The organism is Streptomyces sp. SA15 (assembly GCF_002291145.1).
In the GTDB taxonomy this organism is placed as follows: domain Bacteria; phylum Actinomycetota; class Actinomycetes; order Streptomycetales; family Streptomycetaceae; genus Streptomyces.
In genome coordinates, this window is sequence record NZ_NTGE01000099.1 from 72,151 (window position 1) to 97,067 (window position 24,917).

The window sequence follows — 24,917 nt, forward strand, 5'->3', positions numbered from 1 at the left end:
CGACAGGGTAAGCGGCCGCGTCAGCTCCGCGCAGGCGCCTGGTACGGCACCGGCTCGGCCGTCCACCGTTACGGCGGGGGTGGATGCGAGCCTCTGCGGAGCAGGGCAGGGACGACAGCCGTTACGCCCCCTGGGCGGAACGGCGTTCACCATCTTCGACCGCCCGTCGCACGAGCGAGACGAGCCAGGAGTTGAGGGAGCGGTCATCTGCGGCGGCAAGCGCCTTGGCCTTGGCGTACAGGTCGTCGGGGAGTCGGAGATTGAGCTTGGTCATGCCCCCAGTCTGGCCCTATAATGGGGCCATGTCCAGGTTTCGGATGTACCCGACGCGAGCGCAGGAAGAGCAGATGCTCGAGCACTGCGCGCACGCCCGGTATGTGTGGAACCTGGCCGTTGAGCAGCACGCCCACTGGCGCAAGGACAAGAAGCCTGCGCCCGGTTTCGCCGAGCAGTGCCGCCAGCTCACCGAGGCCCGACGCGCGAACGAATGGCTCGGCTCCGGCAACGCCGATGTACAGCAGCAGGCCCTGAAGGACTTCGCCAAGGCCAAGAACGCCAGGTTCACCTCCGGGTTCGGTGAGCCGACCTGGCGCAAGAAGTTCCGGCACGAGGGCTTCCGCGTGATCGGCACGGACCGTGTCCCGGAGTGCCGGCCCGACGGCACGCCCCTGGTGAACGCGAAGACCGGCAAGCAGGTCATGGGGCGGTCGGTCGTGGTACAGCAGCTCAACCGCCGGTGGGCTCAGGTCAAGGTGCCCGGTTGCGGATGGGTCCGGTTCCGTCTCACCCGCTCCCGGCTGCCGAGCGCCAAGACGTTTAGGGTCACCTTCCGCGACGGCCAGTGGCACATCGCCTTCGCCATCATCCCCGAGCCGGTCGACGCACCCGGTACGGGCGAGATCATCGGCATCGACCGGGGCGTGAAGATCACCGCAGCGCTCTCGGACGGCCGGAAGCTGAACTGTCCACAGCTCACCACCAAGGAGCGCGCGCAGATCCGCAAGCACCAGCGCCGCGCCGCCCGTGCCCCGAAGGGCAGCAAGCAGAAGACCGCCGCGTACACCAGGGTCGCCAAGCTCAAAGCCCGTGAAGCCAACCGGCGCAAGGACTGGTGCGAGAAGACCTCGACGATGCTCGCCCGCACCTATGACCTGGTGCGATTCGAGAAGCTCAACATCAAGAACATGACCGCCTCCGCCAAAGGAACGGTCGAACAGCCCGGCAAGAAGGTCAAGCAGAAGGCTGGCCTGAACCGGGCGATCCTCGCCCAGGGCTGGGGCCTGCTCCGGCAACGCACCGAGCACAAGGCTCCCGGCCGGGTCCAGGACGTCCCGGCCCCGTACACGTCTTTGCGGTGCAGCGCCTGCGGATGGATCGAGAAGAACTCGCGCAAGAGCCAAGCCGAGTTCGTCTGCGTATCCTGCGGCTTCACCTGCAACGCGGACGAGAACGCAGCACACAACGTCGCGGCAGGACAGGGCGGGATTCCCCGCCCCCGGCGCTCAGCCGGTGCCGGAGGGGTGACAACGGCCACCGGCCGCTCGAACGCCCGTGAACCTCAACCCACCTGGGTTGAAATCCCCCTCTTCAAGAGGGGGAGGATGTCAATTCATGGCGTAGAGGTCGACCCGGATTTCGTGGCCCGCCGCGCGGAGGTGGTCGACCGCGAAAGCGGTCAACGCGGTGCAACAGCCCCGGCCTGACGGTCGGTTGAGGCCGTCAGACGTCGGTTCAGTTGTTCCATGTCTCGTCGTACGGATCCTTGGGCGCCGCCACCGGTTCGGCGCCGCTGACCTCGATGAACGGGATCGGGCCGTTGTTGACCGGGTCCTTGGCCGTCCGGGTGGTGTAGGTGCCGGTGACCTCCAGCCAGGTGTCCGGTCGCAGGACCGGTGGGATACGGCCGCTCAGACCGACCTTGACCGGCTGGGCGTCCGCGGCACAGCAGTTGAGGGCCATGCGGACCAGGTACGGCGTTCCGGCGCGGTCCAGGGCGACGAAGCCGGTGACCTTGATCTGCCGACCGCGCAGGGACCGTCCGTCGTCGTAGGCCGCGCGGCCGGCGTAGTCGACCAGGTTGAGACGCAGCGGGCCGTCGGCGGGCAGATCCGCGTAGCCGTACGGCTGTTGCAGGGCCGTGCCGGTGCGCAGGGCGCTATAGGAGCCGAGGGCCGGCGGGGCGACCAGGATGAGCGCGAGGAGGGGCAGGACGAGCAGCCAGGAGACGCGGGGTTCGCGGTGGACGTGCCCCTCCCCTTGTCCCTCCCCGTGCCCCTCCCCTCGCTCGTCCCCGTGGTCCTTCTTCCGCCACTCGTACCAAGCCGTCGCCAGCGCCGTGGCGATCAGTACGACGCCGGCCGCCAGCACCAGCGGACGCAGACCCGCCTTGACGTACCGCAGATAGAGGTCGGTGAGGCCCGCGTGCAGCAGGGCCGCGCCGAGCAGGAAGAGCACCGCCGCCTGTGCCTGCCGGTTCACAGCAGCACCGCTCCGGTCAGCACCGACACCGCGACGGCGAGAACGAAGGTGGCGGGCGCGAAACGCACCGCGAAGCCGCGCCCGAACGTCCCCGCCTGCATCGCGAACAGCTTGAGGTCGACCATCGGGCCCACGACCAGGAACGCCAGCCGCGCGGTCAGCGAGAACTGCGACAGCGACGCCGCCACGAACGCGTCCGCCTCCGAGCAGATCGACAGCAGCACGGCCAGGATCGCCAGCGCCAGCACCGATACGAACGGATGGTCGGCCGCCATACGCAGCCAGCCCTCCGGCACCACCGCCTTCAGCGTCGCGGCGGCCATCGCGCCGACGACCAGGAAGCCGCCCGCGTGCATCACGTCATGCCGGACCGAGCCCCAGAAGGCGACTCCCCTGCCCTGACCGTCGTACGACGCACGGGCCGGCGGGCGCAGCCAGTCGGCGCGGCCGAGCCGCTGCCACAGCCAGCCCATCGCGCACGCCACCAGCAGGCTCGCGACGAACCGGGCGAGGACCATCTCGGGGTTGCCGGGGAAGGCGACGGCTGTCGCCGTCAGCACGATCGGGTTGATCGCCGGCGCGGAGAGCAGGAACGCGAGCGCCGCGGCCGGGGTGACGCCCCGCCGCACCAGCGCCCCCGCCACGGGCACGGACGCGCACTCGCAACCGGGCAGCACCGCGCCCGCCGCCCCGGCCACCGGCACCGCCAGGGCGGGCCGCTTCGGCAGCGCCCGCGCGAAGAACGACGGCGGCACGAACACCGCGATGGCCGCCGACAGCAGCACGCCCAGCACCAGGAAGGGCAGCGCCTGCACCATCACCGCGACGAACACCGTCATCCAGCTCTGCATCACCGGCGCACCGAGCGCCCCCCGGATCGGGTCCTGCGCCAGCACTCCCAGGACCAGCAACAGGGTCAGGACGAGCGGGGAGCTGAGCCGCCGCGCCTCCGCCTCCCGCCCCGAGCGGCCCGGGTCCTCGCCCGTCTGCGGCGGGGCTGCTTTGGTGATGGCCACGGGCGGGGTACCTCCGGTGGTGCGGCAGGGCGCTGGTTTCGCTGGATCGCCTCCCCTTCAGTACGGCAGGAAGGGCGTCGCCGTTCAAGCCCGACAGGTATCCGATGAAGTGTGACGGGCATTCGATCGCATTGCATGGTGCAACCACCCGTCTCTGTAAGGCAGTCTTTCCCCTTGTGGCAAGCGTCCCGAATCAGAGTTCGCCCGGTGATACGGCCGTACACATGGTGGTGTGCGGCGACGACGGACTCGCACACCGGCTGGCCGCCGAACTGCGCGGTGTGTACGGCGAGCAGGTCACGCTCGTCGTGCCGCCCTCCGAGCGCACCGTACGGCTGCCGGTGGTCGGGCGGGCCCGGGCGGCGTCCGCGCTGCTCGACCGGGTGGTGAGCGCGGCCGTCAACCGCGCCGGGGGCAACGGCACTTCCGACCCGCCCGCAGGAACCGAGCGGGTGGTGGAGGCCGCCGAGCCGACCGAGTCCGCATTTGTCGAGGCGGGCGTGGACCGGGCCGCCGCGCTCGCGCTCGTGTACGACGACGACGAGACCAACATCCGCGCCGCCCTCACCGCCCGCCGACTCAACCCCCGGCTGCGGCTCGTCCTGCGGCTGTACAACCGGCGGTTGGGGCAGCACATCGAGGAACTCCTCGACCAGGCGGCGGCGTTGGCTGCGGGTGGCATCACGGGACCCACCGCCGTGTTCGACGCCTCCACGACCGTCCTGTCCGACGCCGACACGGCGGCGCCCGCGCTGGCCGCCAGCGCCCTCGTCGGCACCAGCAAGGTCGTGGAGACCGATGGGCTGCTGCTGCGCGCGGTGGAACGTCCCCCGCCACTGCCGGGAGCAGTGGCCGCTCCGGGGTTGGCCACGCTGGCTCTGCTGTCCGCTTCGGGCAACGACCCGGCCGGCGCGGACGGTTCCGAGTCCGGCGGGGAGCAGGGGCCGCTGCTGCTGCCGGACGCGGCGACGGTCCGGGACGCCACCGGGCGCGGGACCGTCGTCCTGGAGCAGGTGTCCTACTCCGGGCCGGCACTGCCCGCGGGGCGCGGTGTCGTCCCCTCCTTCGCCTCGCTGTTCTCGCGGCGGCTGCGGTGGTCGCTGGCCGGACTCGTAGGGTGCGTGGTCGCGCTCGCGGTGGCCTTGTCGCTGGTCACCGGGGACCACCCGCTGCACGCGACCTACCTGACCCTGCTCGATCTCTTCGCCATCAACGACCCGGCGATCGGGGATCCCACCGGCCGTCAAATCCTCCAACTCCTCTCCGGTCTGGTCGGGTTACTGCTCCTTCCGGTCCTGCTGGCCGCGGTCCTGGAGGCGCTGGGCACCTTCCGGAACGCGTCCTCGCTGCGCAAGCCGCCGCGCGGGCTCGGCGGGCACGTCGTGCTGCTCGGACTCGGCAAGATCGGCACGCGCGTGCTGGCCCGGCTGCACGAACTGCGCATCCCCGTGGTGTGCGTCGAGGCCGACCCCGAGGCCCGCGGGCTCCCCCTGGCGCGGCGGCTGCGGGTGCCGGTGGTGCTCGGCGACGTCACCGAGGAGGGCGTCCTGGAGTCCGCCAAGATCCACCGCGCGCACGCACTGCTCGCCGTGACGAGCGCGGACACGACGAATCTGGAGGCCGTGCTGTACGCGCGGTCCGTACGGCCGGATCTGCGGGTGGTTCTTCGTCTGTACGACGACGACTTCGCGACCGCGGTGTACCGCACCCTGCGGGCCGCGCACCCGGGTGCCTCCACGCGGAGCCGCAGTGTGTCGCATCTGGCGGCGCCCGCTTTCGCCGGGGCGATGATGGGGCGGCAGATCCTGGGGGCGATTCCGGTCGAGCGGCGGGTGCTGTTGTTCGCGGCCGTGGAGGTGGGCGGGCATCCGCAGTTGGAGGGGAAGACGGTCGGGGAGGCGTTTCGGGCGGGGGCCTGGCGGGTGCTGGCGCTGGACACGGCGGCCTCCGGCGAGGCGCGGGAGGAGCCGGCCGTGGAGGAGGCGTACGAGGACGTGCGGGCGGCAGGGGCTTCTGGGTTGGTGTGGGATCTGCCGGATACGTATGTGCTGCGGGGGTCGGATCGGGTGGTGTTGGCGGCTACGCGGAGGGGGTTGGCGGAGTTGCTGGGGAGGCGGGCGCGCAGGGAGCGGGCCGGGGCGTAGGGGCTCCGCCCCTACAACCCCGCCATGGGGCTCCGCGCCCTGGCGCCCGGCCTATGCCACCCACCACCCGACTCAGTCGGTCGAGAAGCAGGCCTCGCCTCTGCGCTAGCTCGGCAAATACCTCGCCGCGAAGTCCAGTTCCAGTCTCACCTGCTTGATCCGCTCGTCCACCACCAGCGAGCCGTGCCCCGCGTCGTAGCGGTAGACCTCATGCACCGCCCCTCTCGCCTCCAGGCGCTTGACGTAGTTGTCGATCTGGCGGATGGGGCAGCGGGGGTCGTTGACACCCGCCGAGATGTAGACGGGGGCCTTGACCTGGTCGACGTAGGTCAGCGGGGAGGACTCCTCGAAGCGCTCGGGGACCTCCTCCGGGGTGCCGCCCAGCAGGGTGCGGTCCATGGCCTTCAGGGCTTCCATCTCGTCGTGGTACGCCGTGACGTAGTCGGCGACCGGGACCGCCGCGATGCCCAGGGTCCACGCGTCCGGCTGGGTGCCGAGGCCGAGGAGGGTGAGGTAGCCGCCCCAGGAACCGCCGGTGAGGATAAGGCGGGAGGGGTCCGCCAGTCCTGAGGCGACCGCCCATTCCCGGACCGCCGCGATGTCCTCCAGCTCGATCAGACCGACCCGGTGCTTGAGCGCGTCCGTCCAGGCGCGGCCGTATCCCGTGGAGCCGCGGTAGTTGACGCGGACGACCGCGTACCCGTGGTCGACCCAGGCCGCGGGACCGGCCGCGAAGGAGTCGCTGTCGTGCCAGGTGGGACCGCCGTGGATGTCGAAGACCGTCGGGAGCGGGCCGGTCGCGCCCGCCGGCTTCTGGACCAGGGCGTGGATACGGCCACCGGGACCCTCCACCCACACGTCCTCCACGGGGACGGACCCCGGGGACTTCATGCCGGGCGGGTCGAGGACGACCTTGCCGGTCGTCGAGCGGACGGTGGACGGCTCGGCGGCGGAGGACCACAGGTACTCCACGCTGCCGTCGGGGCGGGCCGTCGCCCCGGACACCGTGCCGGCGGGGGTCGGGACCTCGACCAGCTCACGGCCCGCCAGGTCGTACCGGAAGAGCTCGCTGCGGGCCTCGAAACTGTGCGCGATCAGCAGCCCGCTGCCGTCCGGATACCACTCGGCACTCACATCGCCGGGCAGCTCCAGGGCGAGGTCGGTCTCCTCGCCGGAGGCCACGTCCCACACCAGGGGCTCCCAGCGGCCGCGCCGCTGATGCCCGATGAGGAGCCGGCTGTCGCCGTCGACGGGCGCGAAGCCGAGTACCTCCAGACCCAGTTCCTCCGTTCCCTCCTTGGTGTCGTCGAGTTCGGCGACCGTCGTGCCGTCGGGGCGCAGGACGCGCAGTGCCGAGTGCATCGCGTCGCCGTGCTCGGTGTGCTCGATGGCGATCAGCGAGCCGTCGTGGGAGAGGTCGCCGACGCCCGCCGACTCGCGGTGACGGTAGATCTCCACCGGGTCCTCGCCGATGCGGGAGACGTGGATCGTCGTACCGTCCTCGTCGGTGGAGCGGCCCACGACCGCCGTACGACCGTCCCGGCCGAGGGCGAGTCCCGCCGGATACGACGGCTCCAGCCCGGGCGTGGCGAGCTCGTCCTCCCCGCCGTCGAAGGGCTGGCGCCGCCAGACCCCGAACTCGTCGCCGTCCTTGTCGTCGAACCACCACACCCACCGGCCGTCCGGGGAGAGCACGCCGTCCGTCGTGCCGTTCGGCCGGTCGGTCACCTGGCGTTGCTCGCCCGTCGAACGGTCCCAGGCATACAGCTCGTACGTCCCCGTCGCGTTCGACACGAACAGGGAGCGGTCCGGTGCGTCCTCCGCCCAGTCGGGCAGGGACACCCGGGGTGCCCGGAAACGCTGCTCCCAGTCCGGCATCTCCTCGTCGTTCCGCTCAGCCGCGGCGGACCCGTTGCTCTCAGTCATGGCCCAATACTGCCTGCCCCGACCGACAATCCGCTGGCCGCCTCCTCAGCCTGTGGATAACTTCGACCGGGCTCTTCCGATCCTCTTACACGGACCGACCATGAGGACCGATTGTCAGTGGCGCGGTGCAGACTCGATCGCATGACGGATCTGCGCAAGACAGTCGAGACCTTCTGGGCCACGGCACAGGCCCGGGACTGGGACGCGTTCGCGGATACGCTGGCCGAGGACGTCGTGTACACGCTGCCGCAGACGCGGGAGCGAATCGTCGGGCGGGAGCGGTATGTGCGGTTCAACCGGGAGTATCCGGGTGACTGGCGGCTGCGGGTCGAGCGGATCGTCGCCGAGCCGGAGCAGGTGGTCAGCTGGGGACTCTTCACGGTGGAGCTGGAGGAGATGTACGGCATCTCGTTCTTCACGGGGGACGACAGCGGGCGTATATCCGCCGTCACCGACTTCTGGCCGGAGCCGTACGAACCGCCCGCGGGCCGGGAGCATCTCGTCGAAAGGTACTGACCCCGCGGCCGGGCTCTCCGCAGGAGCCCCGTACCGTGGAGGGTGTGTACCGGTTTCTGCTGACGCCCCGTTGGTGGGGGATCAACGTCTTCGTGCTGCTCGCCATCCCCTTCTGCATCTTCATGGGCTCGTGGCAGCTGAGCCGGTTCGAGCAGCGGGTGGAGGACCATCGCAGCGCCGGTGAGCAGGCGGCGGTGGCCAAGCGGGAGGCGGCGCGTCCGCTCACCGAGCTGCTGCCCGTGGACAAGGCGACGGTCGGCAAGCAGGTCACCGCGAGCGGCCGGTACGGCAAGCAGCTGCTGGTCCCCGACCGGGAGCTGGACGGCAAGTCCGGCTCCTACGTCCTGACGCTGCTGCACACCGACGAGGGCAAGGCCCTGCCGGTGGTGCGGGGCTGGCTGCCCGGCGCCGCGGACCCGGCGAAGGCCCCCGCCGCGCCGCGCGGCGAGGTCACCGTCACCGGTGCGCTGCAGGCGTCCGAGACGCCTGGGGACAACGGGGTCAGTGCGCAGGGCGGGCTGCCGGCGGGACAGACGGCGGCGATCAGTGCGGCGTCGCTGGTGAACCTCGTGCCGGACGATGTGTACGACGCTTGGGTCACGCTCGATCGTGGGGACTCGGGGATGAAGGCGGTGCCGGCGGCTGCGCCTGCGGACACCGGGCTGGATCTGAAGGCGTTCCAGAACCTCGGGTACACCGGGGAGTGGTTCGTGTTCGCCGGGTTCGTGGTGTTCATGTGGTTCCGGCTGTTGCGGCGTGAGGTGGAGTTTCTGCGGGACGCGGAGCTCGGGCTGGTGCCGCAGGAGAACGAGGAACGGGTCACTGTCTGACGCCGGCGGGCGACAACAGCCCGTCGTGGGGGTCCCCCCGCTCGAGCGAAGCCGAGAGTGGGGGAGATTGAGGACGAGGCCGTTCAGGCCGACAGCGGGGGTCCGGGGGCTGCAAGCCCCCAGCGAGGTCGGCACCCGCGCACGGGCACCGCGGCTCCATCACGATGAAGGACAAACCGCAGCCGTCAGGACGCCGCCAGCACACCCGTCCAGTAGACAACCCCCGCACACGCATTGGTCACCGTCGCCGAAGTCGCCGGCCCCCCGGACTCCCCCGTGTTCGTGATCGTGACGCTGCCGTCCGCCGTGCCGTCCTCCGTCATCATCTGGGTGGACGTGCCGGTGTCGCCGCCGGTGGAGCTGCCCGTGGTCGTGTCGGGGTTCTCCGTGGGCGTCGGGTCGGGCGTCGGGTTGCCCGTGTCGCCGCCGGTGTCGCCGCCGCCGGTCGTGGGGCAGGTTTCCGAGGGCACCCAGGCGAACTTCACGTCGTACGAGGAGCCCGGCTTCAGCAGCAGCGAGGTGAGCTCGAGGGACGGGTCGGGCAGGCCCGCCGCCGCGTCCCCGGAGGTGTGCCGGACCGCGCTGATCTTGGTGGCGTCCGCCGCGCCCGCCGGGGTCGGGGTGATCGTGCCCGGGCCGCTGACCGTGCAGTCGGAGGCGGAGGTGTTGGTGTAGCGGAAGGTGCCGTAGACCGTGCCGGCGGAGTCGGGGACGTCGGTGGTCGCCTCGCCCGGGCTCAGCTCGGTGGCCGTGCACACCGGGACGCCCGGGACCATGGACGCGGAGGGGTTCGTGCCGCCGACCGTTCCCTTGCCGCTGTCGGTGCCCTTTCCCTTGTCCTGTTCCTTCTGCTCGCCCTTGCCCTTGTCCTCGGCCTTGCCCGAGGAGGTGCCCGAGGTGCTCTCGCCGCCGTCCGGGGCCTTGCCCTCCCCGGAGCCGCCCTGTGCCTGCGAGTAGTGTCCGGCCACGGACGGGTTGGCGTCGGTGCCGGTGGAGTTGGAGACGTGCACGAGGGCCGGGACGGCGGTGCCGATGAAGAGGGCCGCGGCCGCCATGCCGACGACGGCCTGCCGCTTGCGCGCCCGCCGGGCGGGTACCGCCTTGCGCAGGTGGTCCAGCGTCCCGTCGCGCGGCTCGATCTCCTGGACCGCCTGATGCAGCAGCCCGCGCAGTGCCAGCTCGTCCGAGTCGAGCCCCGTGGAGCTCTGGTCGTCGGGGCCGTGGTTCACAGTTCCGTTCCCAGCGTGCGATTGCTTCGGCGCTTGACTGCCCGACGACTGAGTCGGCTCGCGCCATTCATAGGGCTCATGGGGGACGTGCAGATGACGCCGCGCGTCCCGCCCGTCCTGGTCACCACTCATGCAGGCGCCTCCATGGCGACCCGCAGGGCCGCGATGCCACGTGAGCCGTACGCCTTGACGGAGCCCAGCGATATCCCGAGCGTCTCGGCGACCTGCGCCTCGGTCATGTCCGCGAAGTAGCGCAGGACCAGGACCTCGCGCTGGCGGCGCTGCAGGCCCTTCATCGCCTTGATCAGGGAGTCGCGCTCCAGCTGGTCGTAGGCACCCTCCTCGGCGCTCGCCATGTCGGGCATCGGCTTGGACAGCAGCTTCAGGCCGAGGATGCGGCGGCGCAGGGCCGAGCGGGAGAGATTGACGACCGTCTGACGCAGGTACGCGAGCGTCTTCTCCGGGTCGCGGACGCGCTTGCGCGCGGAGTGGACGCGGATGAACGCCTCCTGGACGACGTCCTCGCAGGAGGCCGTGTCGTCGAGGAGGAGCGCCGCGAGCCCCAGGAGTGAGCGGTAGTGGGCGCGGTAGGTCTCGGTGAGGTGGTCGACGGTGGTTCCGGCCGCCACCGTGTCGTCGGCACCGTCGCGCTGATTCGGTATGCGGGCGGGCCGCGCTGCGGGCATGGGCGCGATCACCGGCATGCCACCGGACGTGCCGGGCATGCGTGGTCGTAGGGACGGGCGGGGCGGCCGTAGGGCCGTGCCGCGCGTCGCCGCAGGGAAGTCGAGTACCTCAGCCACGCCAGTTGGACACGCTTCCCCTCGTCAGGGTTGTACGCGACCGACCGTCTTGTGTCAGGCAGCACAACTGACAGTGCGTCGAACGCCCTCATGCCCTACCCGCTCTTCCCCTGTGTTCTGAATGATCAGGGCGTCCCCACGCCCCGTGAAACATCCCCGCGCCCCCGCAGGGCGTCCGCAAAGACGCTCCCCGCCCTCCGCGCGGTTGCGGAGGGCGGGGAGCCAAATCTTCGGACGCCGAGGCGGCTCGGTTCAAGTGGTCCAGACCAACATCTGGATCACATCTTGTACCCGAATCCTACAAAAGTATGCGGTTACTGCCAGGAGTTTTCCGGTGGCAACCCCTTGCCTCAACACATGTCACATCCCACTCAGCGCCGGAAACGGCGCCGGCGTCACTCGGACTCCGCCGCCACCAGCTCCGCGATCTGCGCGGTGTTGAGCGCGGCGCCCTTGCGCAGGTTGTCGCCGCATACGAAGAGCTCAAGGGCGGTTGGATCATCGAGGGCCCGACGCACCCGGCCGACCCAGGTCGGGTCGGTGCCCACGACATCGGCGGGCGTGGGGAACTCCCCGGCCTCCGGATCGTCGAAGAGGACGACCCCGGGCGCTGTGGCGAGGATCTCACGCGCCTTGTCGACGGTGACCTCGCCCTCGAAGCGGGCGTGGACGGTGAGCGAGTGCGTGGTGATCACCGGCACCCGTACGCAGGTCACCGCGACGGGCAGCCTCGGCAGTCCGAGAATCTTGCGGGACTCGTCCCGCACCTTCATCTCCTCCGACGACCAGCCGTCCTCCCTGAGGGATCCGGCCCACGGTACGACGTTCAGCGCGACCGGCTCCGGGAACGGCCCGGTGTTGTCCCCGACGGCCCGCCGTACGTCACCGGGGCTGGTCCCCAGTTCCGTACCGGCGACGAGGGACATCTGCTGCCGCAGCGTCTCCACACCGGCCTGCCCGGCGCCGCTCACCGCCTGGTACGAGGAGACGACCAGTTCGCGCAGCCCGAACTCGGCGTGCAGCGCGCCGAGCGCCACGATCATGGAGAGAGTCGTGCAGTTGGGGTTGGCGATGATCCCGCGCGGACGCAGCCGCGCCGCGTGCGGATTGACCTCGGGGACGACCAGGGGCACGTCCGGGTCCATCCGGAAGGCGCCCGAGTTGTCCACGACCACCGCGCCCTTGGCGGCGGCGACCGGCGCCCACTGCTCGGCGATCTCGTCCGGTACGTCGAACATGGCGACGTCGACCCCGTCGAAGGCCTCCTCCGACAGGGCCACCACCTCGACCTCCTCGCCGCGCACGGCCAGCTTGCGGCCGGCCGAGCGCGGTGAGGCGATCAGACGGATCTCGCCCCAGATGTCCGCGTGCTGGGACAGGATCTGGAGCATGACCGTGCCGACGGCTCCGGTCGCACCCACGACCGCGAGCGTCGGGCGTACGGACCGATCGGACCGACCGGTCCGCTCCGTGTCGGCCATCAGCGGCCAGTGCCTCCGTAGACGACGGCCTCGTCGCTGTCGGAGTCGAGCCCGAAGGCGGTGTGCACGGCACGGACGGCCTCGGGCACGTCGTCGGCACGGGTGACGACCGAGATGCGGATCTCGGAGGTCGAGATCAGCTCGATGTTCACGCCCGCGTCGCTCAGCGCCTCGAAGAACGAGGCCGTGACACCCGGGTTGGTCTTCATCCCCGCGCCGACCAGCGAGATCTTCCCGATCTGGTCGTCGTAGCGCAGCGAGTCGAAGCCGATGCCGTGCTTGTTCCGCTCCAGCGCGTCGATGGCCTTGCGGCCCTCGGTCTTCGGCAGCGTGAAGGAGATGTCCGTCAGCCCGGTGGAGGCGGCGGACACGTTCTGCACGACCATGTCGAGGTTGATCTCGGCATCGGCGATCGTGCGGAAGATGGAGGCGGCCTCGCCCGGCTTGTCGGGCACGCCGACGACCGTGATCTTGGCCTCCGAGGTGTCGTGCGCGACACCGGAGATGATGGCCTGCTCCACCTTCTGCTCCCCTTGCTGCTGTGTCTTTTGAACGAGTGGCTCGCTGCTGACCCACGTGCCCTGGAGCCCGCTGAAGGAGGAGCGGACGTGGATCGGGATGTTGTAGCGGCGGGCGTACTCCACACAGCGGTGGAGCAGCACCTTCGACCCTGAGCTGGCCAGTTCGAGCATGTCCTCGAACGAGATCCAGTCCATCTTCCGGGCCTTCTTCACCACACGCGGGTCGGCGGTGAACACACCGTCGACGTCGGTGTAGATCTCGCACACCTCGGCGTCGAGCGCGGCGGCAAGCGCCACGGCCGTCGTGTCGGACCCACCGCGACCGAGCGTGGTGATGTCCTTCTTGTCCTGGCTGACGCCCTGGAACCCGGCGACGATGGCGATGTTGCCCTCGTCGAGCGCCGTCCTGATCCGGCCCGGCGTGACGTCGATGATCCGCGCTTTGTTGTGGACCGAGTCGGTGATGACGCCTGCCTGGCTGCCGGTGAAGGACTGGGCCTCGTGACCCAGGTTTTTGATCGCCATGGCCAGCAGTGCCATGGAGATACGCTCTCCGGCGGTCAGCAGCATGTCGAACTCACGCCCGGCCGGCATCGGAGATACCTGCCCGGCGAGATCGATCAGCTCGTCCGTCGTGTCGCCCATCGCGGAAACGACGACGACAACCTGGTTGCCGTTCTTCTTCGCTTCCACGATCCGCTTGGCGACGCGCTTGATGCCCTCGGCATCGGCTACGGAGGAGCCTCCGTACTTCTGCACGACAAGGCCCACGTGCGCTCCTCGCTCAGTCCGTGTGTGTCGGCTCAGTTTAACGAGCGTCCGAAATTCCCTTCCGGGATACCGCATGGTGAGATGTCCCGATCTGCGATGTCCGGTCGGCGGGATGTCCCGTCGGCGGGATGTCCGGTCGCTCGTGCTTCGGTCTGCACATGCCCGGGGCGCACCCACCACACTCGGAAAGTGCCGCGGGTCACAAGTGATTCAGAAGCGAGATCTGTCCATTAGATCTCAAGCACTAGGGTTCGGCCTGTGCACGTACTTCTCGTCGAAGACGATGAACCCGTCGCCCAGTCCCTTCGCCGCGGCCTGACCCGCTACGGCTTCGAGGTGGAGTGGGTCACCACGGGCGCGGCCGCGCTGGCCCACCGGGAGCCCTACGACGTCGTACTCCTCGACCTCGGTCTGCCCGACACCGACGGCCTCGACGTCTGCAAGGCGCTGCGCGAGCGCGGCGATGTGCCGATCATCGTGATCAGCGCGCGCAGCGACGAGACGGACCGGGTGGTGGGCCTGGAGCTCGGCGCCGACGACTACGTCTCCAAGCCGTTCGGCGTACGGGAGGTCATCGCGCGAATACGAGCGGTGATGCGGCGCATGCAGCCCCGTACGAACGCCGAGAACGGTGTCGACCGGTACGGCTCCCACCTGACCATCGACCGCAAGGCCGCCCGCGTCCGCCTGGACGGCGAGGAGGTCGCGCTGGCGCCCAAGGAGTACGACCTGCTGGCCTTCCTCACCGAGGAGCCGGGCGCGCTGATGTCGCGCGAGCAGATCATGGAGGCGGTCTGGGACGCGAACTGGTTCGGGCCGACGAAGACGCTGGACGTGCATGTGGCGGCGCTGCGGCGGAAGCTGAAGGGCGCGATCACGATCGAGGCGGTGCGGGGGGTCGGGTTCCGGCTGGAGATCGTCAACGGCGGCGACGGCAGTAGTGACGGCGACGGCGGTAGTGACGCGCCATGAACCGCCAGCTCATCCGCAGCTACATCCTGCTCGTCGCGGTCGCCGTCTTCCTGTTCACCGTGCCGGTGGCCTTCACGCTCACCAAGCAGTTGCGGGACGACACCTTCCAGTCCGTGGAGCGCGAGGCCAAGACCATGGCGCTGCTGCTGGGCAACGGCGATCGCACCTCGTGCGACGCCCTGGAGCGGATGGCCGAGGCGTACGCCGACCAGACGTCCAGCGAGGTCCAGGTGACCGGAGTCGGCGACTGCGCGCCGGGCCTGCCGCGGCCCGCGCGGGACATGGCCCTCACCGAGGCCCTGGAGGGCGACCAACCCAAGCCCGACTGGGGTGCCGACTTCATCTGGGGCAAGCATCTGGTGGTCACCGTCCCCGCGCACGAGTCGGCGGCCGACGGGGACTCCGGACAGAGCCAGGTCGTCGGCGCCGTACGGATCCGGTACTCGACCGAGGACATGACCTCCAGGTTCTGGCAGATCTGGGGCTTCCGGGCGGGCCTGGCCGTGCTGGTACTGGGGGCAGCCGCTGCGATCGGCTCGTTCGCCGCCCGCCGGATCACCGCTCCCTTGCGCCAGCTCAACGACATGGCGAGCAAGTTCAGCGACGGCGACCTGACCGCGCGGTCGGCGGTGACGGGTCCGACCGAGACGCAGACCCTGGCCCGCACGCTCAACCAGGCCGGCGAGCGCCTCGACACCCTGATCGCCTCGCAGCGCATCTTCGTGGCGGACGCCTCCCATCAGCTCCGCACTCCTCTCACGGCCTTGCGGCTGTCCCTGGACAACATCGCGGACGGGGTGGACGACGAGTTCGTACGGGAGGACGTCGAGCAGGCGACCGCCGAGGTGGTCCGGATGAGCCGGCTGGTCAACGGGCTGCTGGTGCTGGCGCGGGCCGAGGCGAAGGTGACGGCCGCGGAGCCGTTGCCGCTGCGGGACATCGTGGACGAGCGTCTGGCGGTGTGGAGGCCGGCCGCCGACGAGCGCGGAGTCACCATCGCGCTCAGGGGGAGTATCGACGACCGGCCGCTTGTGATGACCAGCCCCGGTCACCTGGACCAAGTGCTGGACAACGTGCTCTCGAACGCCCTGGAGGTGTCACCGGACGGCGGCACGATCACAGTCCGGGTGGAATCGCGGGGCGACGAGGTGGTGCTGTCCGTTCTCGACGAGGGACCCGGCATGTCGGATGCCGAGAAGTCCCGCGCCTTCGACCGCTTCTGGCGCGGCCAGGGCCTGACCGGCCGCTCCGGCTCCGGGCTCGGCCTCGCCGTCGTCAAACAGCTGGTGACGGACGACGGCGGAACCGTGACGCTCGGGGACGCTCACGGGGGCGGGCTGAAGGTGACGATCACCCTGCGGGCCGCGCCCCGGAGCGGGAGCTGACGATCACCCTGCGAGCCGCGCCCCGGAGCGGGAGCTGACGATCAGCTCTCCGGCATCGCCGAGGAGTGGTGGTTGACGATCAGCCACTTGCCGTCCCGCTTCTCGTACTCGTACGTGTAGCGGGCCTCGACGACCCTCTTCTCGCCGGTGTCGTGGTCGGTCAGCGTGAACTCGTAGACGCCGGTGTCGATGGCGGAGTCGCTGTCGAGGACGTTGACGTGCGACTGGATCTTCTTGCCGACCGGCTTGTTCGCCAGGAAGTGCTCGAAGTAGTCGACTATTCCGGCTCTGTCGGTGCGGACCTTGTTGGAGACGGTGGGCAGGAGGACCGCGTCGTTCGCGTACAGGTCCGCCACCTTCTCCGGGTCACCGGTCTGCAGGGCGGCGTTCCAGCCGTCGAACAGGGTCGTGACCTGCGTGGTGGTGGGCTTCGCCGGAGCCTTCGGGCCGGCCACGCTGACACCGACGGCGACCGTGCCCATCGCGGCGACGGCGGCGGCGGTGACGAGTGCTGCGCGCTTGCTTACGGAACGACGGGTCATCACTGTCTCCTGTGCGGTTGCTGTGGCGGTGTGCGAGGTGGTGTCTCTCCCTCCGCGTTCTCTGCGGTGTGGAGTGACTCCAGGTTCGCTTTCCGCTGGTTAGCGCCCGTGCAAGCGATGTACAGGGCGGAGACAGGATGCTTCCAATTCACGTTGCGTAACGGCCGTCATGATGAGTGCATGACGGACGTGGTGCTGCCGGTGATCGTACTGCTCGGCTCCTGCGTGCAGTGGCTCACCGGCATGGGCTTCGCCCTGGTCGCCGTACCCGCGCTGGTCCTGCTCCTCGGCCCGTCGGACGGCGTCGTCCTCGCCAACTGCGCCGCCGGGGCGATCAGTGTCGTGGGTCTGGCGGGCGGTTGGCGGCGGGTGCGGCCGGCGGCGATGGTGCCGCTGTGCGTGGCGGCGGCGTGCACGGTTCCGGCGGGGACGTGGCTGACGCGTCAACTGCCTGAGCCGGTACTGCTGTTGGTGATGGGCGGCTTGGTGACAGGGGCGGTGCTGCTGGTCATGCGAGGCGCCCGGATACCGGCGTTGCGCGGCATGCGGGGTGCGGTGGCGGCGGGCGCGGTGGGCGGGTTCATGAACTCGGCGGCGGGGGTCGGGGGACCGCCCGTGTCCCTGTACGCGGTCAACGCGGGTTGGACGGTACGGGAGTTCGTGCCGAACGCGATGTTCTACGGCGTCGTCGTGAACGCGTTCTCGGTGGCGTCGAACGGGGTGCCGGAACTGAGCGGGGGGCGGTGGGCTTCCGTGGTCGCGGCGATGGTCGTGGGCGGGTTGATCGGCAGGGGGCTCGCGGGGCGGATGCCGGAGGAACGAGCCCGGCTGCTGGTGTTGTTGCTGGCGTTGGTGGGTGGAGTTACGGCTGTGGGGAAGGGGGTGTGGGGGCTGTGAGGGTCGGGTCGGTCAGTTCACGTACTCCTTGAACATCTGCGGCCGGTCCTCGGTCCTTGGGTTCATGGCGTCGCTTCCTTCCCGGTGCCGACCTGGTCGTCATCGGCGGGACCGAAGAGCCGGGCGATCCGCGCATCGGCCTCCGCGCGTTCTGCCTCGGTGAAGGCCCCGTACTCCGCCTCGTACTCTATGGCCTGCGGCCTGTGTGACGCGGGAGCCCGGGGCTCAAGCTCCGGGCCGACCTGCGGAAACTCCGGAGAGGAACGCCGTCCAGGCGAGGGCGGTGAGGCGGAGTTCGGGGCCCGAAGGGTTCTTCGAGTCTCGTATGTGGATCGTGGTGACGGGGGCAGGGAGGGCTACTTCGACGCAGGCGCCGCCTTCGCCATCGCTGTAGCTCGACTTGAACCACTTCAGCTCATCGTTCATAGCGCTACCACCATCCGCTCGATGAATTGCGCCGACTCTTCCGGGTCGAGGGCGACTGTGCGGATCATGCTAAGCCGCTCAGTCTGGGCGCTCACGACCTCAGGGTCGCCGGTCAGTTGGCTCGCCGATGGCGCTTCCGTGTAGGCGAGGCGTTCATGGTCCCTGGTCTCAAGAAGCACCATCGGCCCATGGAGGGCAGCAGTCATGGCCCGCTCGTAAGGCAACACCTGGATCGAGACGTTGCGCAGCTTGGTGACGTCCAGGAGATGCAGCAGTTGTTCTCTGCCCACGTAGGGGCCGCGCAGAGCCGCCTCGTACAGCACGTAGCTGCACCCCACCAGTGGCTTCCGGCTGTGGATCTGCTGCCGCTCCAACCGCGCCCCGACCCTCTCCGTGACAGTCTCCTCGTCCAGCGGCGGAATTTGTAGCCCCGCAGACGCCACTGTGTGACCATGACGAACGCAATTCACCGCCCCGACTGGATCCCGGCCGTCGGCCACCAACTCCGCGTGGCAGGCGTGCACTTCGACGCCCTACGGATCGAAGGTGTACGAGGGGAACCGGTCGCCGCGCGGATCATCGAGGCGGCCGACGGGGACGCGGGGCCGATCGTGTGCGAGGCGGTCGGGTTCCGGTGGATGTACTTCCTGCTGACGCCCGGGGAGATGCGGAGGCACAACTGGCCGCTGGGCGTGCAGCAGTTCGGCGGGAGACGCACACGTGGCGTCACGTACATCGGGATCCCGGCGCTGGACGGGAACACCTGGCCCCTGCGCTGGTACAGCGAGCCGACGCCCACCGCGCCGTACGTCGACGCGGAGGCACTGCTCGCGGTGCTGTGAACCCGGTTACTTCGCCGGCCCCATCCCCAACGGCCCCCCGATCTCCTTCGCCATCACCTTGCCCGCCTCGAATTCGAGGGTCTCGTCGCCCATCGCCTGGTCCGTGTCCAGGCCGTCCAGTTCCTCCAGGGGCTGGTTCAGGCGGACGTGGGCGAGGACCGACTGCAGTGCGCGCAGGGTCGCCGACGCCGTCGAGCCCCAGTTGGAGAAGTAGGAGAACTGCCACCACCACAGGGCCTCCGTGGTGCGGCCCGCGCGGTAGTGGGCCATGCCGTGGCGGAGGTCGGTGATGACGTCGGCCAGGTCGTCGGAGATGCGGGCCGGGACCGGGGCCTTGCGGGGCTCGTAGGGGTCGAAGACCTCCGAGTAGACGTCGACCGGCTCCAGGAGGCGGGCGAGGTTCTCGCGGAGTCCGTCCACGTCCGGCTCCGGGCCCAGGTCGGGCTCGTAGCGCTCGTCGGGGACGATGTCCTCGTGGGCGCCCAGGCGACCGCCGGCCAGGAGGAGCTGGGAGACCTCCAGCAGGAGGAAGGGGATCGCCGATTCCGGCTCGTCGCCCTTCGCCACCTCGGTGACCGCTACCAGGAAGCTCTCCACCTGGTCCGCGATCTGGACCGCGAAGTCGGCCGGGTCGTGGGTGGTCGCGTGCAGCGTGGCGTCAGACATCTAGGAGTCGTCTCCCCTCGAAGGCGCGGCCGAGGGTCACCTCGTCCGCGTATTCCAGGTCGCCACCCACCGGGAGGCCGCTGGCCAGGCGGGTGACCTTGAGGCCCATGGGCTTGATCATGCGGGCGAGGTACGTGGCCGTCGCCTCGCCCTCGAGATTCGGGTCCGTGGCCAGGATCAGTTCCGTGACCGTGCCGTCCGCCAGGCGCGCCAGGAGTTCCCGGATGCGCAGGTCGTCCGGGCCCACGCCCTCGATCGGGCTGATCGCGCCGCCGAGGACGTGGTAGCGGCCTCTGAACTCGCGGGTGCGCTCGATCGCCACGACGTCCTTCGGCTCCTCGACCACGCAGATGACGGAGGGGTCCCGGCGCGTGTCGCGGCAGATGTTGCACAGCTCTTCCTGTGCGATGTTGCCGCAGGTCGCGCAGAAGCGGACCTTCGCCTTCACCTCCATCAGGGCCTGCGCGAGACGCCGTACGTCCGTCGGTTCCGCCTGCAGGATGTGGAAGGCGATCCGCTGCGCGCTCTTGGGACCGACGCCGGGAAGCCGCCCCAGCTCGTCGATGAGGTCCTGGACCACGCCTTCGTACACCGGACTGCCGTCCTTCCTGGGGTTCCTTCGGTACGTACCGTAGTTGGCCGGAGCCCCTCTTAGAAAGGCAGACCGGAGACTTAGAAGGGGAGGCCGGGGATACCGCCGCCGCCGAGGCCCTGGGCCAGCGGGCCCAGCTTCTGCTGCTGCAGGGCCTGCGCGTTCTCGTTGGCCGCCTGGACCGCCGCGACCACCAGGTCGGCGAGGGTGTCGGTGTCCTCCGGGTCCACCGCCTTCGGGTCGATCTTCAGCGCGCGGAGCTCTCCGGCGCCGGTGACCGTGGCCTTCACCAGTCCGCCGCCCGCCTGGCCGTCGACCTCCGTCCTGGCGAGTTCTTCCTGCGCCTGCGCCAGGTCCTGCTGCATCTTCTGGGCCTGCTGCAGCAGCTGCTGCATGTTGGGCTGGCCACCACCGGGGATCACTATCAGCTCTCCTTGGTCTGTACGGGTCTTCCGTTCAGGTTTCCCGTTCAGGTTTCCCGTTCGGGTTTGCCGTTCAGCACGAGACTACGTGGTCCTCGTGGGCCTCGCTCCAGCACTCTTTCGAGTGAGTCGACCGTGAGTCGTATACGTGATCAAGAGACTCTTCCGGGCGGAAAAGAGACGAAAGCTACGCCTTCGCCACCCATTGGGAGGTAGGAAGGGTCCGGCATGTCAGCAACGTGATCGGTCGGATCAGGTAGGGAGTGCCGGGTGGGTCAGCAGCCGGAGATGCAGCCCGAGGGTCCGCCTCAGGACGGGCGGGGTGAGGGGGCGGCCGGGCTGCGGCCGGGCGATCTGACCGGGCGGGCGTTTCCGCTCGGCGACTGGGGTGAGCCCGCGGTACGGCTCGATGAGCTGTACCGGTGGGTGGAGCGAGGGGCGCTGGACACCGCGGCCTGGTATCTGGCGGACCGGGTGTGGAAGCGGCGCGGGGCGCGGGTGCTGCGGCTGGGCGCGGCGGGTGGGGCGGTGGCGGGGGCCGCGTTGCCTCTGCTGGACATGACGGGGGTCGTGGGCGGGGTCGCCCCCTGGGGGTATCTGGCGTTGCTGCTGGGCGTGGCGTGTGTGGCCGGGGACCGGTACTTCGGGGTGACGTCCGGGTGGATAAGGGACGTGGCCACGGCTCAGGCCGTGCAGCGGCGGCTCCAGGTGTTGCAGTTCGACTGGGCGTCGGAGAGTGTGCGGGAGGTTCTGGGGCCGGCGGAGGGGACGGCCGGGGAGGCGGCGGAACGGTGTCTGGGGGTGTTGCGGAGGTTTTCGGAGGACGTGACGGAGCTGGTGCGGGCGGAGACTGCCGACTGGATGGTGGAGTTCCGGACGGGGGCGACGCCGTTGGGGATTCAGTCGGCGGGGGTGGTGGGGCAGCGGTCGGAGGCGGGTTCTCAGGGGCGGTTTCCTTTGCCTCCGGGGGCGGGGGCTCGGCCTAACATGCCTCGGCAGCGGCCGCCTGAGCCCAGGTGAGCGCCTGGCTTTTCTCGCCCCCGCCGCCCCTACCCGTCCCATCCCTGGGGGCTGCCGCCCCCAGACCCCCGCTGTCGGCCCTGAACGGGCCTCGTCCTCAAACGCCGGACGGGCTGACATTGCCCGACCGGCGCGGAAAAGGGCAGCCCTCAGGCCTGTGAAAAGGCGCAGCCCTCACGCCTGTGGGTCCGGGAATGCCACCGGGCTGCGTAGGCCCGCCCTGTTCACCGCCCTCACTCCGAAGAACACGTTGTCCTTGGACAGGTCGACCTCGTGTGTCGTCGCGTCTCCCGCGTCGATCACGTGGGTCCACTCCGGGGACGTCGTCTCTCGCCAGACGATCTCGTAGCCGGTCAGGTCGGGTTCCTTGCCGCGGGTCCATACCAGCTGGGTGGAGTTCGTCAGGGTGGACGTGACGATCTTCGCGCCCTTCGGGGTGCCGGGGGCCTGGGCCAGGGTCCACAGGGTCGCCGCGTTCACCCGGGCGACGCGCGCGATGTAGTCGTAGTCGCAGAACTCCGGCAGGTCGCCGTACTGCTTGCCCGTCTCGTCGACGCGTACGTCCTGGTGCTGGTGGGCGAAGTCCTCGGCGGGCTCGGTGAAGCGGGCGGCGGGGTAGCCGCGTTCGAGGAAGGGGATGTGGTCGCCGCCGCGGCGGTAACGGTCGCGGCGGTAGATGACGCGGACGTGCATGCCGGTCGCGTCGTTGTCCGCCACGTCCCGGACGAAGCGGGCCAGTTGGCGGGTCGCGGAGTCGTTCTCGCCGCCGGCCGAGCGGCGGATCGCGGCCTGTTCGGGAGTCTCCGAGGAGGGGACGCCCTCGGCGAAGAGGCGGATCCGGTACGGGTCCCGCGTGCCGTCGTCCGCCGTCGGGCTGCCGATGATGTCGTTGGTGAACATGCCCTGGACGTCCGTGCCGTCCGCCTTGAACCGCTGGGCCATGTACGCCGATCCGTACAGGCCCTGCTCCTCCCCCGCCACCACCGCGAACACGATCGTCGACGCCGGGCGGCGTTTCGCCATCACCCGGGCCAGTTCCAGGACGACGGCCACGCCGGACGCGTCGTCGTCCGCGCCCGGCGCGTCGGACGTGGCGTCCATGACGTCCGTGACGCGGGAGTCGTAGTGGCCGGAGACGACGTACACGCGCTCCGGGGTGACCGAGCCACGGAGGGTCGCGAGGACGTTGGTGATGCGGGTGGGCGTCGGGATGCGGGACGCCGGTTCCTGGACGTACGACTGGAGTTCCGCCGTCATCCGGCCGCCGGAGGCGGCGGCGTAGGAGCGCAGCTCGGCGAGGAGCCAGTCGCGGGCGGCGCCGATGCCGCGCCGGGGGTCGTCCTGGGCGGAGAGGGTGTGGCGGGTGCCGAAGGAGACCAGCTTGCGGACCGTCGCCTCGATGCGGTCCGGGTCGATCTCGCGGAGGAGGGCGCGGAGTTCACGGGTGGGGGGTTGGGCGGTGGCGGGCGGGCGGGGGCTGCTGCCGGGCGGGGTGCCCCCCGGACCCTCCGGGCCACCCGGACCCGATGGGCTCGCTGGGCCCGCTGCGGCTTCGGGCGGGGTCGCGGTGTTCGGCTCGGTCGCCGCGCCGGACGTCGTCGCGGCGCCGGACGGCGTCGCCGGGCCTAACGTCGTCGCCGCGCCCGCCGCCGCCGTCGCGGTCAGGACCGTCCTTCTCGTGGGGCTGGGACTCATGTGTCCTCCGTGGCTGCCGATGCCGGTCGACCCAGAAGAAATGGTCGTGGACCCGACAGCGGGGGGCAAGGGGGCCCCGGCCAACCCCTAATCTTCCGCGCAGAGTTCCAGGCCCTCCGGCGTCCAGCACGGGATGTGGCCGTGGGTGCGGATGACGTCCTGGCCGTTGCCGCGGGCGAGGTAGGTCAGGAAGCTGGAGGCCAGGGAGTCGGCTGGGGGGCGGCCGTAGGTGTAGGCGTACTCGATCTCGCGGTACGGGTAGGGGTTCGTGCCGTGTTCGATGGCGTCGACGGAGGGGGTGTGGCCGTCCAGCTTGAGCAGGTGCAGGCCCTTGGCGTCGTCGGCGGCGTTGAGCTCGCTGTAGCCGATCGCGCCGGGGAGCTCGGCGACTGTGGTCAGGACCTGCTCGGTGGAGTCGAGTTCACAGCGGATGACGTCGAGCGTCGGGTCGTCCTTGTGAACGCAGTCGACGGAGGAGTTCGCGATCTCGCCGCGGCCCAGCACTCTTCGCTGGAACACCTGTCTCGTGCCCGAGTTGGCGTCCCGGCTGACCAGGTGGACGCGGAGGTTGGGGCCTCCCAGCTGCCGCCAGTTCGTGATCTCGCCGCGGTAGAGGCGTCGTACGTCCTCCGTCGACAGGTTGGTCAGGCCGACCTCGTCGTTCACCACCAGCGCGAAGACCGACACCGCGACCCGGTTCTCGCGCAGCTCCGGCAGACCGCTCGGTTTGGGGCCGTCCGAGAGGGCCACGATCGGCGGTGAGCCCTTCGTCCCCTGCTCTCCCTGTTCCGCCCCTGCCGCCGCCAACTCCCGTACACCCGCCGTCGACCCGTGCGGATCCACCTCGATGGCCGCGCCTTCGCAGTCCCCCTCGTACTTCTCCGCCACCTCGCGCAGCACCGGCGCGAACGCCGTCGAGCCGGTGAGCGTCAGATCGCCGGTCGCGCAGCCGATCGGGGGGCGGGCGTCGTCGCGGGTGACGACGAGTGTGGCGAGCGTGAGTACGGAGACCGTGAGCATGATGGTGATCAGCCGGGCGGCGCGGCTGAACAGGGGCGGCTTGTCGTCCGGGGTCGCGCTGCGGTTGGGGTGGACCACGCCGTCGCGGATGCCGCCGCTCAGCCGGATCTCGCTGCCGACGTCGCCGCCGGACAGCAGGACGAGCAGCTTGAAGTGGTCGTGGGGATTGAGCGGAACGCGCGGGATGCGCAGGGTGTTGCCGTCGTAGCCGAAGCCCCGGGCGGGGGTGAAGTGGCCCATGAGGTGGTCGGTGTCGGACGGCTCGGTGACCGAGACACCGCGGATGGTTCGGTCGGTGAAGACGGCGGTGAGGCCGTGGACCTCGGGGCTGGTGTAGTCGTCGCGGTCGATGCCCTGCGAGCCGTCGTTCTCGATGCGGAGCAGGACGAGGGTGGCGTCCGTCATGTCCGGGGCCTCGTCGAAGAGGCCGAGGCGGACGTTGGCCCGGCCCAGGCGTACGTCGTCGCCTATCGGGTTGTCCATCTGGACGCGGTAGCCGATGCGTTTGCGGCGCGGTGTCCGGCGTTCGTACCAGACCATGACGCCGGACGCGACGATACCGAGGACCGCGGTACCCACGGCCACGACGTTCTCTGCGCTCAGCAATTCCACCCTGGGTGCCCCCGCAACTCCCCGAGCCGGATCGTGGGGTCACACGGTACGGCGGTGCGAGGGCGTATTCCGGTTTGGTCGAAGGAAGTTCGCCGGACGTTCAACGAGGCT

25 protein-coding genes are annotated in these 24,917 nt (G+C 70.1%); 9 read left to right on the top strand and 16 right to left on the bottom strand.

Going from position 1 to position 24,917, the window contains the following annotated elements:
• Positions 1–121: 121 nt before the first annotated feature.
• The gene (locus CLM62_RS20460; RefSeq protein WP_095751344.1) at positions 122–274 is read right to left on the bottom strand and encodes a YlcI/YnfO family protein; all 153 of its coding nucleotides are present in this window, start codon (positions 272–274) and stop codon (positions 122–124) included.
• Between the two features lie 28 nt (positions 275–302).
• Here CLM62_RS20460 and CLM62_RS20465 point away from each other — a divergent pair, with 28 nt between their 5' ends.
• On the top strand, positions 303–1,703 hold the full coding sequence (locus tag CLM62_RS20465; RefSeq protein WP_257003956.1) for a transposase: 1,401 nt from the start codon (positions 303–305) through the stop codon (positions 1,701–1,703).
• Between the two features lie 28 nt (positions 1,704–1,731).
• On the opposite strand, the gene CLM62_RS20470 is transcribed toward CLM62_RS20465, so the two are convergent.
• Both CLM62_RS20470 and CLM62_RS20475 read right to left on the bottom strand, forming a co-directional pair.
• Positions 1,732–2,478: a TIGR03943 family protein gene (locus CLM62_RS20470; protein WP_095751346.1), complete on the bottom strand. Its 747-nt coding sequence runs from the start codon at positions 2,476–2,478 to the stop codon at positions 1,732–1,734.
• Complete coding sequence (locus tag CLM62_RS20475; RefSeq protein WP_095751347.1) at positions 2,475–3,494, bottom strand: permease; 1,020 nt, start codon at positions 3,492–3,494, stop codon at positions 2,475–2,477. Before CLM62_RS20475 ends, CLM62_RS20470 begins: the two co-directional genes overlap by 4 nt.
• A gap of 224 nt (positions 3,495–3,718) precedes the next feature.
• On the opposite strand from CLM62_RS20475, the gene CLM62_RS20480 reads away from it, so the two are divergent.
• A complete protein-coding gene (locus tag CLM62_RS20480) occupies positions 3,719–5,638 on the top strand; it encodes an NAD-binding protein (protein WP_095751348.1) in 1,920 nt (639 codons plus the stop codon).
• Between the two features lie 105 nt (positions 5,639–5,743).
• Here CLM62_RS20480 and CLM62_RS20485 read toward each other — a convergent pair whose 3' ends face one another.
• The gene (locus CLM62_RS20485; protein WP_095751349.1) at positions 5,744–7,564 is read right to left on the bottom strand and encodes a prolyl oligopeptidase family serine peptidase; all 1,821 of its coding nucleotides are present in this window, start codon (positions 7,562–7,564) and stop codon (positions 5,744–5,746) included.
• 141 nt (positions 7,565–7,705) lie between these two features.
• Between CLM62_RS20485 and CLM62_RS20490 the strand changes: the two genes are divergently transcribed.
• Together CLM62_RS20490 and CLM62_RS20495 are read left to right on the top strand one after the other, a co-directional pair.
• Positions 7,706–8,080, top strand: coding sequence for a nuclear transport factor 2 family protein (locus tag CLM62_RS20490; protein ID WP_095751350.1), 375 nt, complete (start codon positions 7,706–7,708; stop codon positions 8,078–8,080).
• Between the two features lie 44 nt (positions 8,081–8,124).
• The gene (locus tag CLM62_RS20495; RefSeq protein ID WP_179382165.1) at positions 8,125–8,910 is read left to right on the top strand and encodes an SURF1 family protein; all 786 of its coding nucleotides are present in this window, start codon (positions 8,125–8,127) and stop codon (positions 8,908–8,910) included.
• A 185-nt stretch (positions 8,911–9,095) separates the two neighbouring features.
• Here CLM62_RS20495 and CLM62_RS20500 read toward each other — a convergent pair whose 3' ends face one another.
• From CLM62_RS20500 to CLM62_RS20515, 4 genes are all read right to left on the bottom strand, one after another.
• Positions 9,096–10,139: a hypothetical protein gene (locus tag CLM62_RS20500; RefSeq protein WP_095751352.1), complete on the bottom strand. Its 1,044-nt coding sequence runs from the start codon at positions 10,137–10,139 to the stop codon at positions 9,096–9,098.
• 128 nt (positions 10,140–10,267) lie between these two features.
• Positions 10,268–10,843, bottom strand: a complete 576-nt coding sequence (locus CLM62_RS20505; RefSeq protein ID WP_095751680.1) for a SigE family RNA polymerase sigma factor — start codon at positions 10,841–10,843, stop codon at positions 10,268–10,270.
• 494 nt (positions 10,844–11,337) lie between these two features.
• Positions 11,338–12,423 carry an aspartate-semialdehyde dehydrogenase gene (locus tag CLM62_RS20510; RefSeq protein ID WP_095751353.1) on the bottom strand — a complete coding sequence of 362 codons (1,086 nt, stop codon included), beginning with the start codon at positions 12,421–12,423 and terminating at the stop codon, positions 11,338–11,340.
• Positions 12,423–13,715: an aspartate kinase gene (locus CLM62_RS20515; protein WP_095751354.1), complete on the bottom strand. Its 1,293-nt coding sequence runs from the start codon at positions 13,713–13,715 to the stop codon at positions 12,423–12,425. Before CLM62_RS20515 ends, CLM62_RS20510 begins: the two co-directional genes overlap by 1 nt.
• Before the next feature lie 258 nt (positions 13,716–13,973).
• On the opposite strand from CLM62_RS20515, the gene CLM62_RS20520 reads away from it, so the two are divergent.
• The gene (locus tag CLM62_RS20520; protein WP_095751355.1) at positions 13,974–14,687 is read left to right on the top strand and encodes a response regulator transcription factor; all 714 of its coding nucleotides are present in this window, start codon (positions 13,974–13,976) and stop codon (positions 14,685–14,687) included.
• Positions 14,684–16,072 carry a HAMP domain-containing sensor histidine kinase gene (locus CLM62_RS20525; protein ID WP_095751356.1) on the top strand — a complete coding sequence of 463 codons (1,389 nt, stop codon included), beginning with the start codon at positions 14,684–14,686 and terminating at the stop codon, positions 16,070–16,072. Before CLM62_RS20520 ends, CLM62_RS20525 begins: the two co-directional genes overlap by 4 nt.
• A gap of 41 nt (positions 16,073–16,113) precedes the next feature.
• On the opposite strand, the gene CLM62_RS20530 is transcribed toward CLM62_RS20525, so the two are convergent.
• Entirely contained in the window at positions 16,114–16,614 is a 501-nt protein-coding gene (locus CLM62_RS20530; RefSeq protein ID WP_095751357.1) for an SgcJ/EcaC family oxidoreductase, read from the bottom strand.
• Positions 16,615–16,794: 180 nt separating this feature from the next.
• Here CLM62_RS20530 and CLM62_RS20535 point away from each other — a divergent pair, with 180 nt between their 5' ends.
• Entirely contained in the window at positions 16,795–17,511 is a 717-nt protein-coding gene (locus CLM62_RS20535; protein ID WP_179382166.1) for a sulfite exporter TauE/SafE family protein, read from the top strand.
• A gap of 225 nt (positions 17,512–17,736) precedes the next feature.
• Here the strand turns inward: CLM62_RS20535 and CLM62_RS20540 are convergent, their stop codons facing one another.
• Both CLM62_RS20540 and CLM62_RS20545 read right to left on the bottom strand, forming a co-directional pair.
• Positions 17,737–17,937 (bottom strand): DUF397 domain-containing protein, encoded by a 201-nt coding sequence (locus CLM62_RS20540; RefSeq protein WP_095751358.1) that lies wholly within the window; start codon positions 17,935–17,937, stop codon positions 17,737–17,739.
• Positions 17,934–18,461: a DUF5753 domain-containing protein gene (locus tag CLM62_RS20545; RefSeq protein WP_306457919.1), complete on the bottom strand. Its 528-nt coding sequence runs from the start codon at positions 18,459–18,461 to the stop codon at positions 17,934–17,936. The genes CLM62_RS20540 and CLM62_RS20545 overlap by 4 nt, the downstream gene beginning before the upstream one ends.
• Between CLM62_RS20545 and CLM62_RS20550 the strand changes: the two genes are divergently transcribed.
• Positions 18,384–18,779, top strand: coding sequence for a hypothetical protein (locus tag CLM62_RS20550; RefSeq protein WP_095751360.1), 396 nt, complete (start codon positions 18,384–18,386; stop codon positions 18,777–18,779). The two genes, CLM62_RS20545 and CLM62_RS20550, sit on opposite strands and share 78 nt — an antisense overlap.
• A gap of 6 nt (positions 18,780–18,785) precedes the next feature.
• Here CLM62_RS20550 and CLM62_RS20555 read toward each other — a convergent pair whose 3' ends face one another.
• The 3 genes from CLM62_RS20555 to CLM62_RS20565 form a co-directional block, all read right to left on the bottom strand.
• Entirely contained in the window at positions 18,786–19,445 is a 660-nt protein-coding gene (locus CLM62_RS20555; protein WP_095751361.1) for a DUF5063 domain-containing protein, read from the bottom strand.
• Positions 19,438–20,037, bottom strand: coding sequence for a recombination mediator RecR (gene recR, locus CLM62_RS20560; RefSeq protein ID WP_009309432.1), 600 nt, complete (start codon positions 20,035–20,037; stop codon positions 19,438–19,440). Before recR ends, CLM62_RS20555 begins: the two co-directional genes overlap by 8 nt.
• An 80-nt stretch (positions 20,038–20,117) precedes the next feature.
• Positions 20,118–20,459 (bottom strand): YbaB/EbfC family nucleoid-associated protein, encoded by a 342-nt coding sequence (locus CLM62_RS20565; RefSeq protein ID WP_095751362.1) that lies wholly within the window; start codon positions 20,457–20,459, stop codon positions 20,118–20,120.
• A 288-nt stretch (positions 20,460–20,747) separates the two neighbouring features.
• Here CLM62_RS20565 and CLM62_RS20570 point away from each other — a divergent pair, with 288 nt between their 5' ends.
• Positions 20,748–21,479, top strand: coding sequence for an SLATT domain-containing protein (locus tag CLM62_RS20570; RefSeq protein WP_179382188.1), 732 nt, complete (start codon positions 20,748–20,750; stop codon positions 21,477–21,479).
• A 174-nt stretch (positions 21,480–21,653) separates the two neighbouring features.
• On the opposite strand, the gene CLM62_RS20575 is transcribed toward CLM62_RS20570, so the two are convergent.
• Together CLM62_RS20575 and CLM62_RS20580 are read right to left on the bottom strand one after the other, a co-directional pair.
• Complete coding sequence (locus CLM62_RS20575; RefSeq protein WP_095751364.1) at positions 21,654–23,174, bottom strand: M20/M25/M40 family metallo-hydrolase; 1,521 nt, start codon at positions 23,172–23,174, stop codon at positions 21,654–21,656.
• 87 nt (positions 23,175–23,261) lie between these two features.
• Complete coding sequence (locus CLM62_RS20580) at positions 23,262–24,806, bottom strand: substrate-binding domain-containing protein (RefSeq protein WP_095751365.1); 1,545 nt, start codon at positions 24,804–24,806, stop codon at positions 23,262–23,264.
• Between the last annotated feature and the right edge of the window lie 111 nt (positions 24,807–24,917).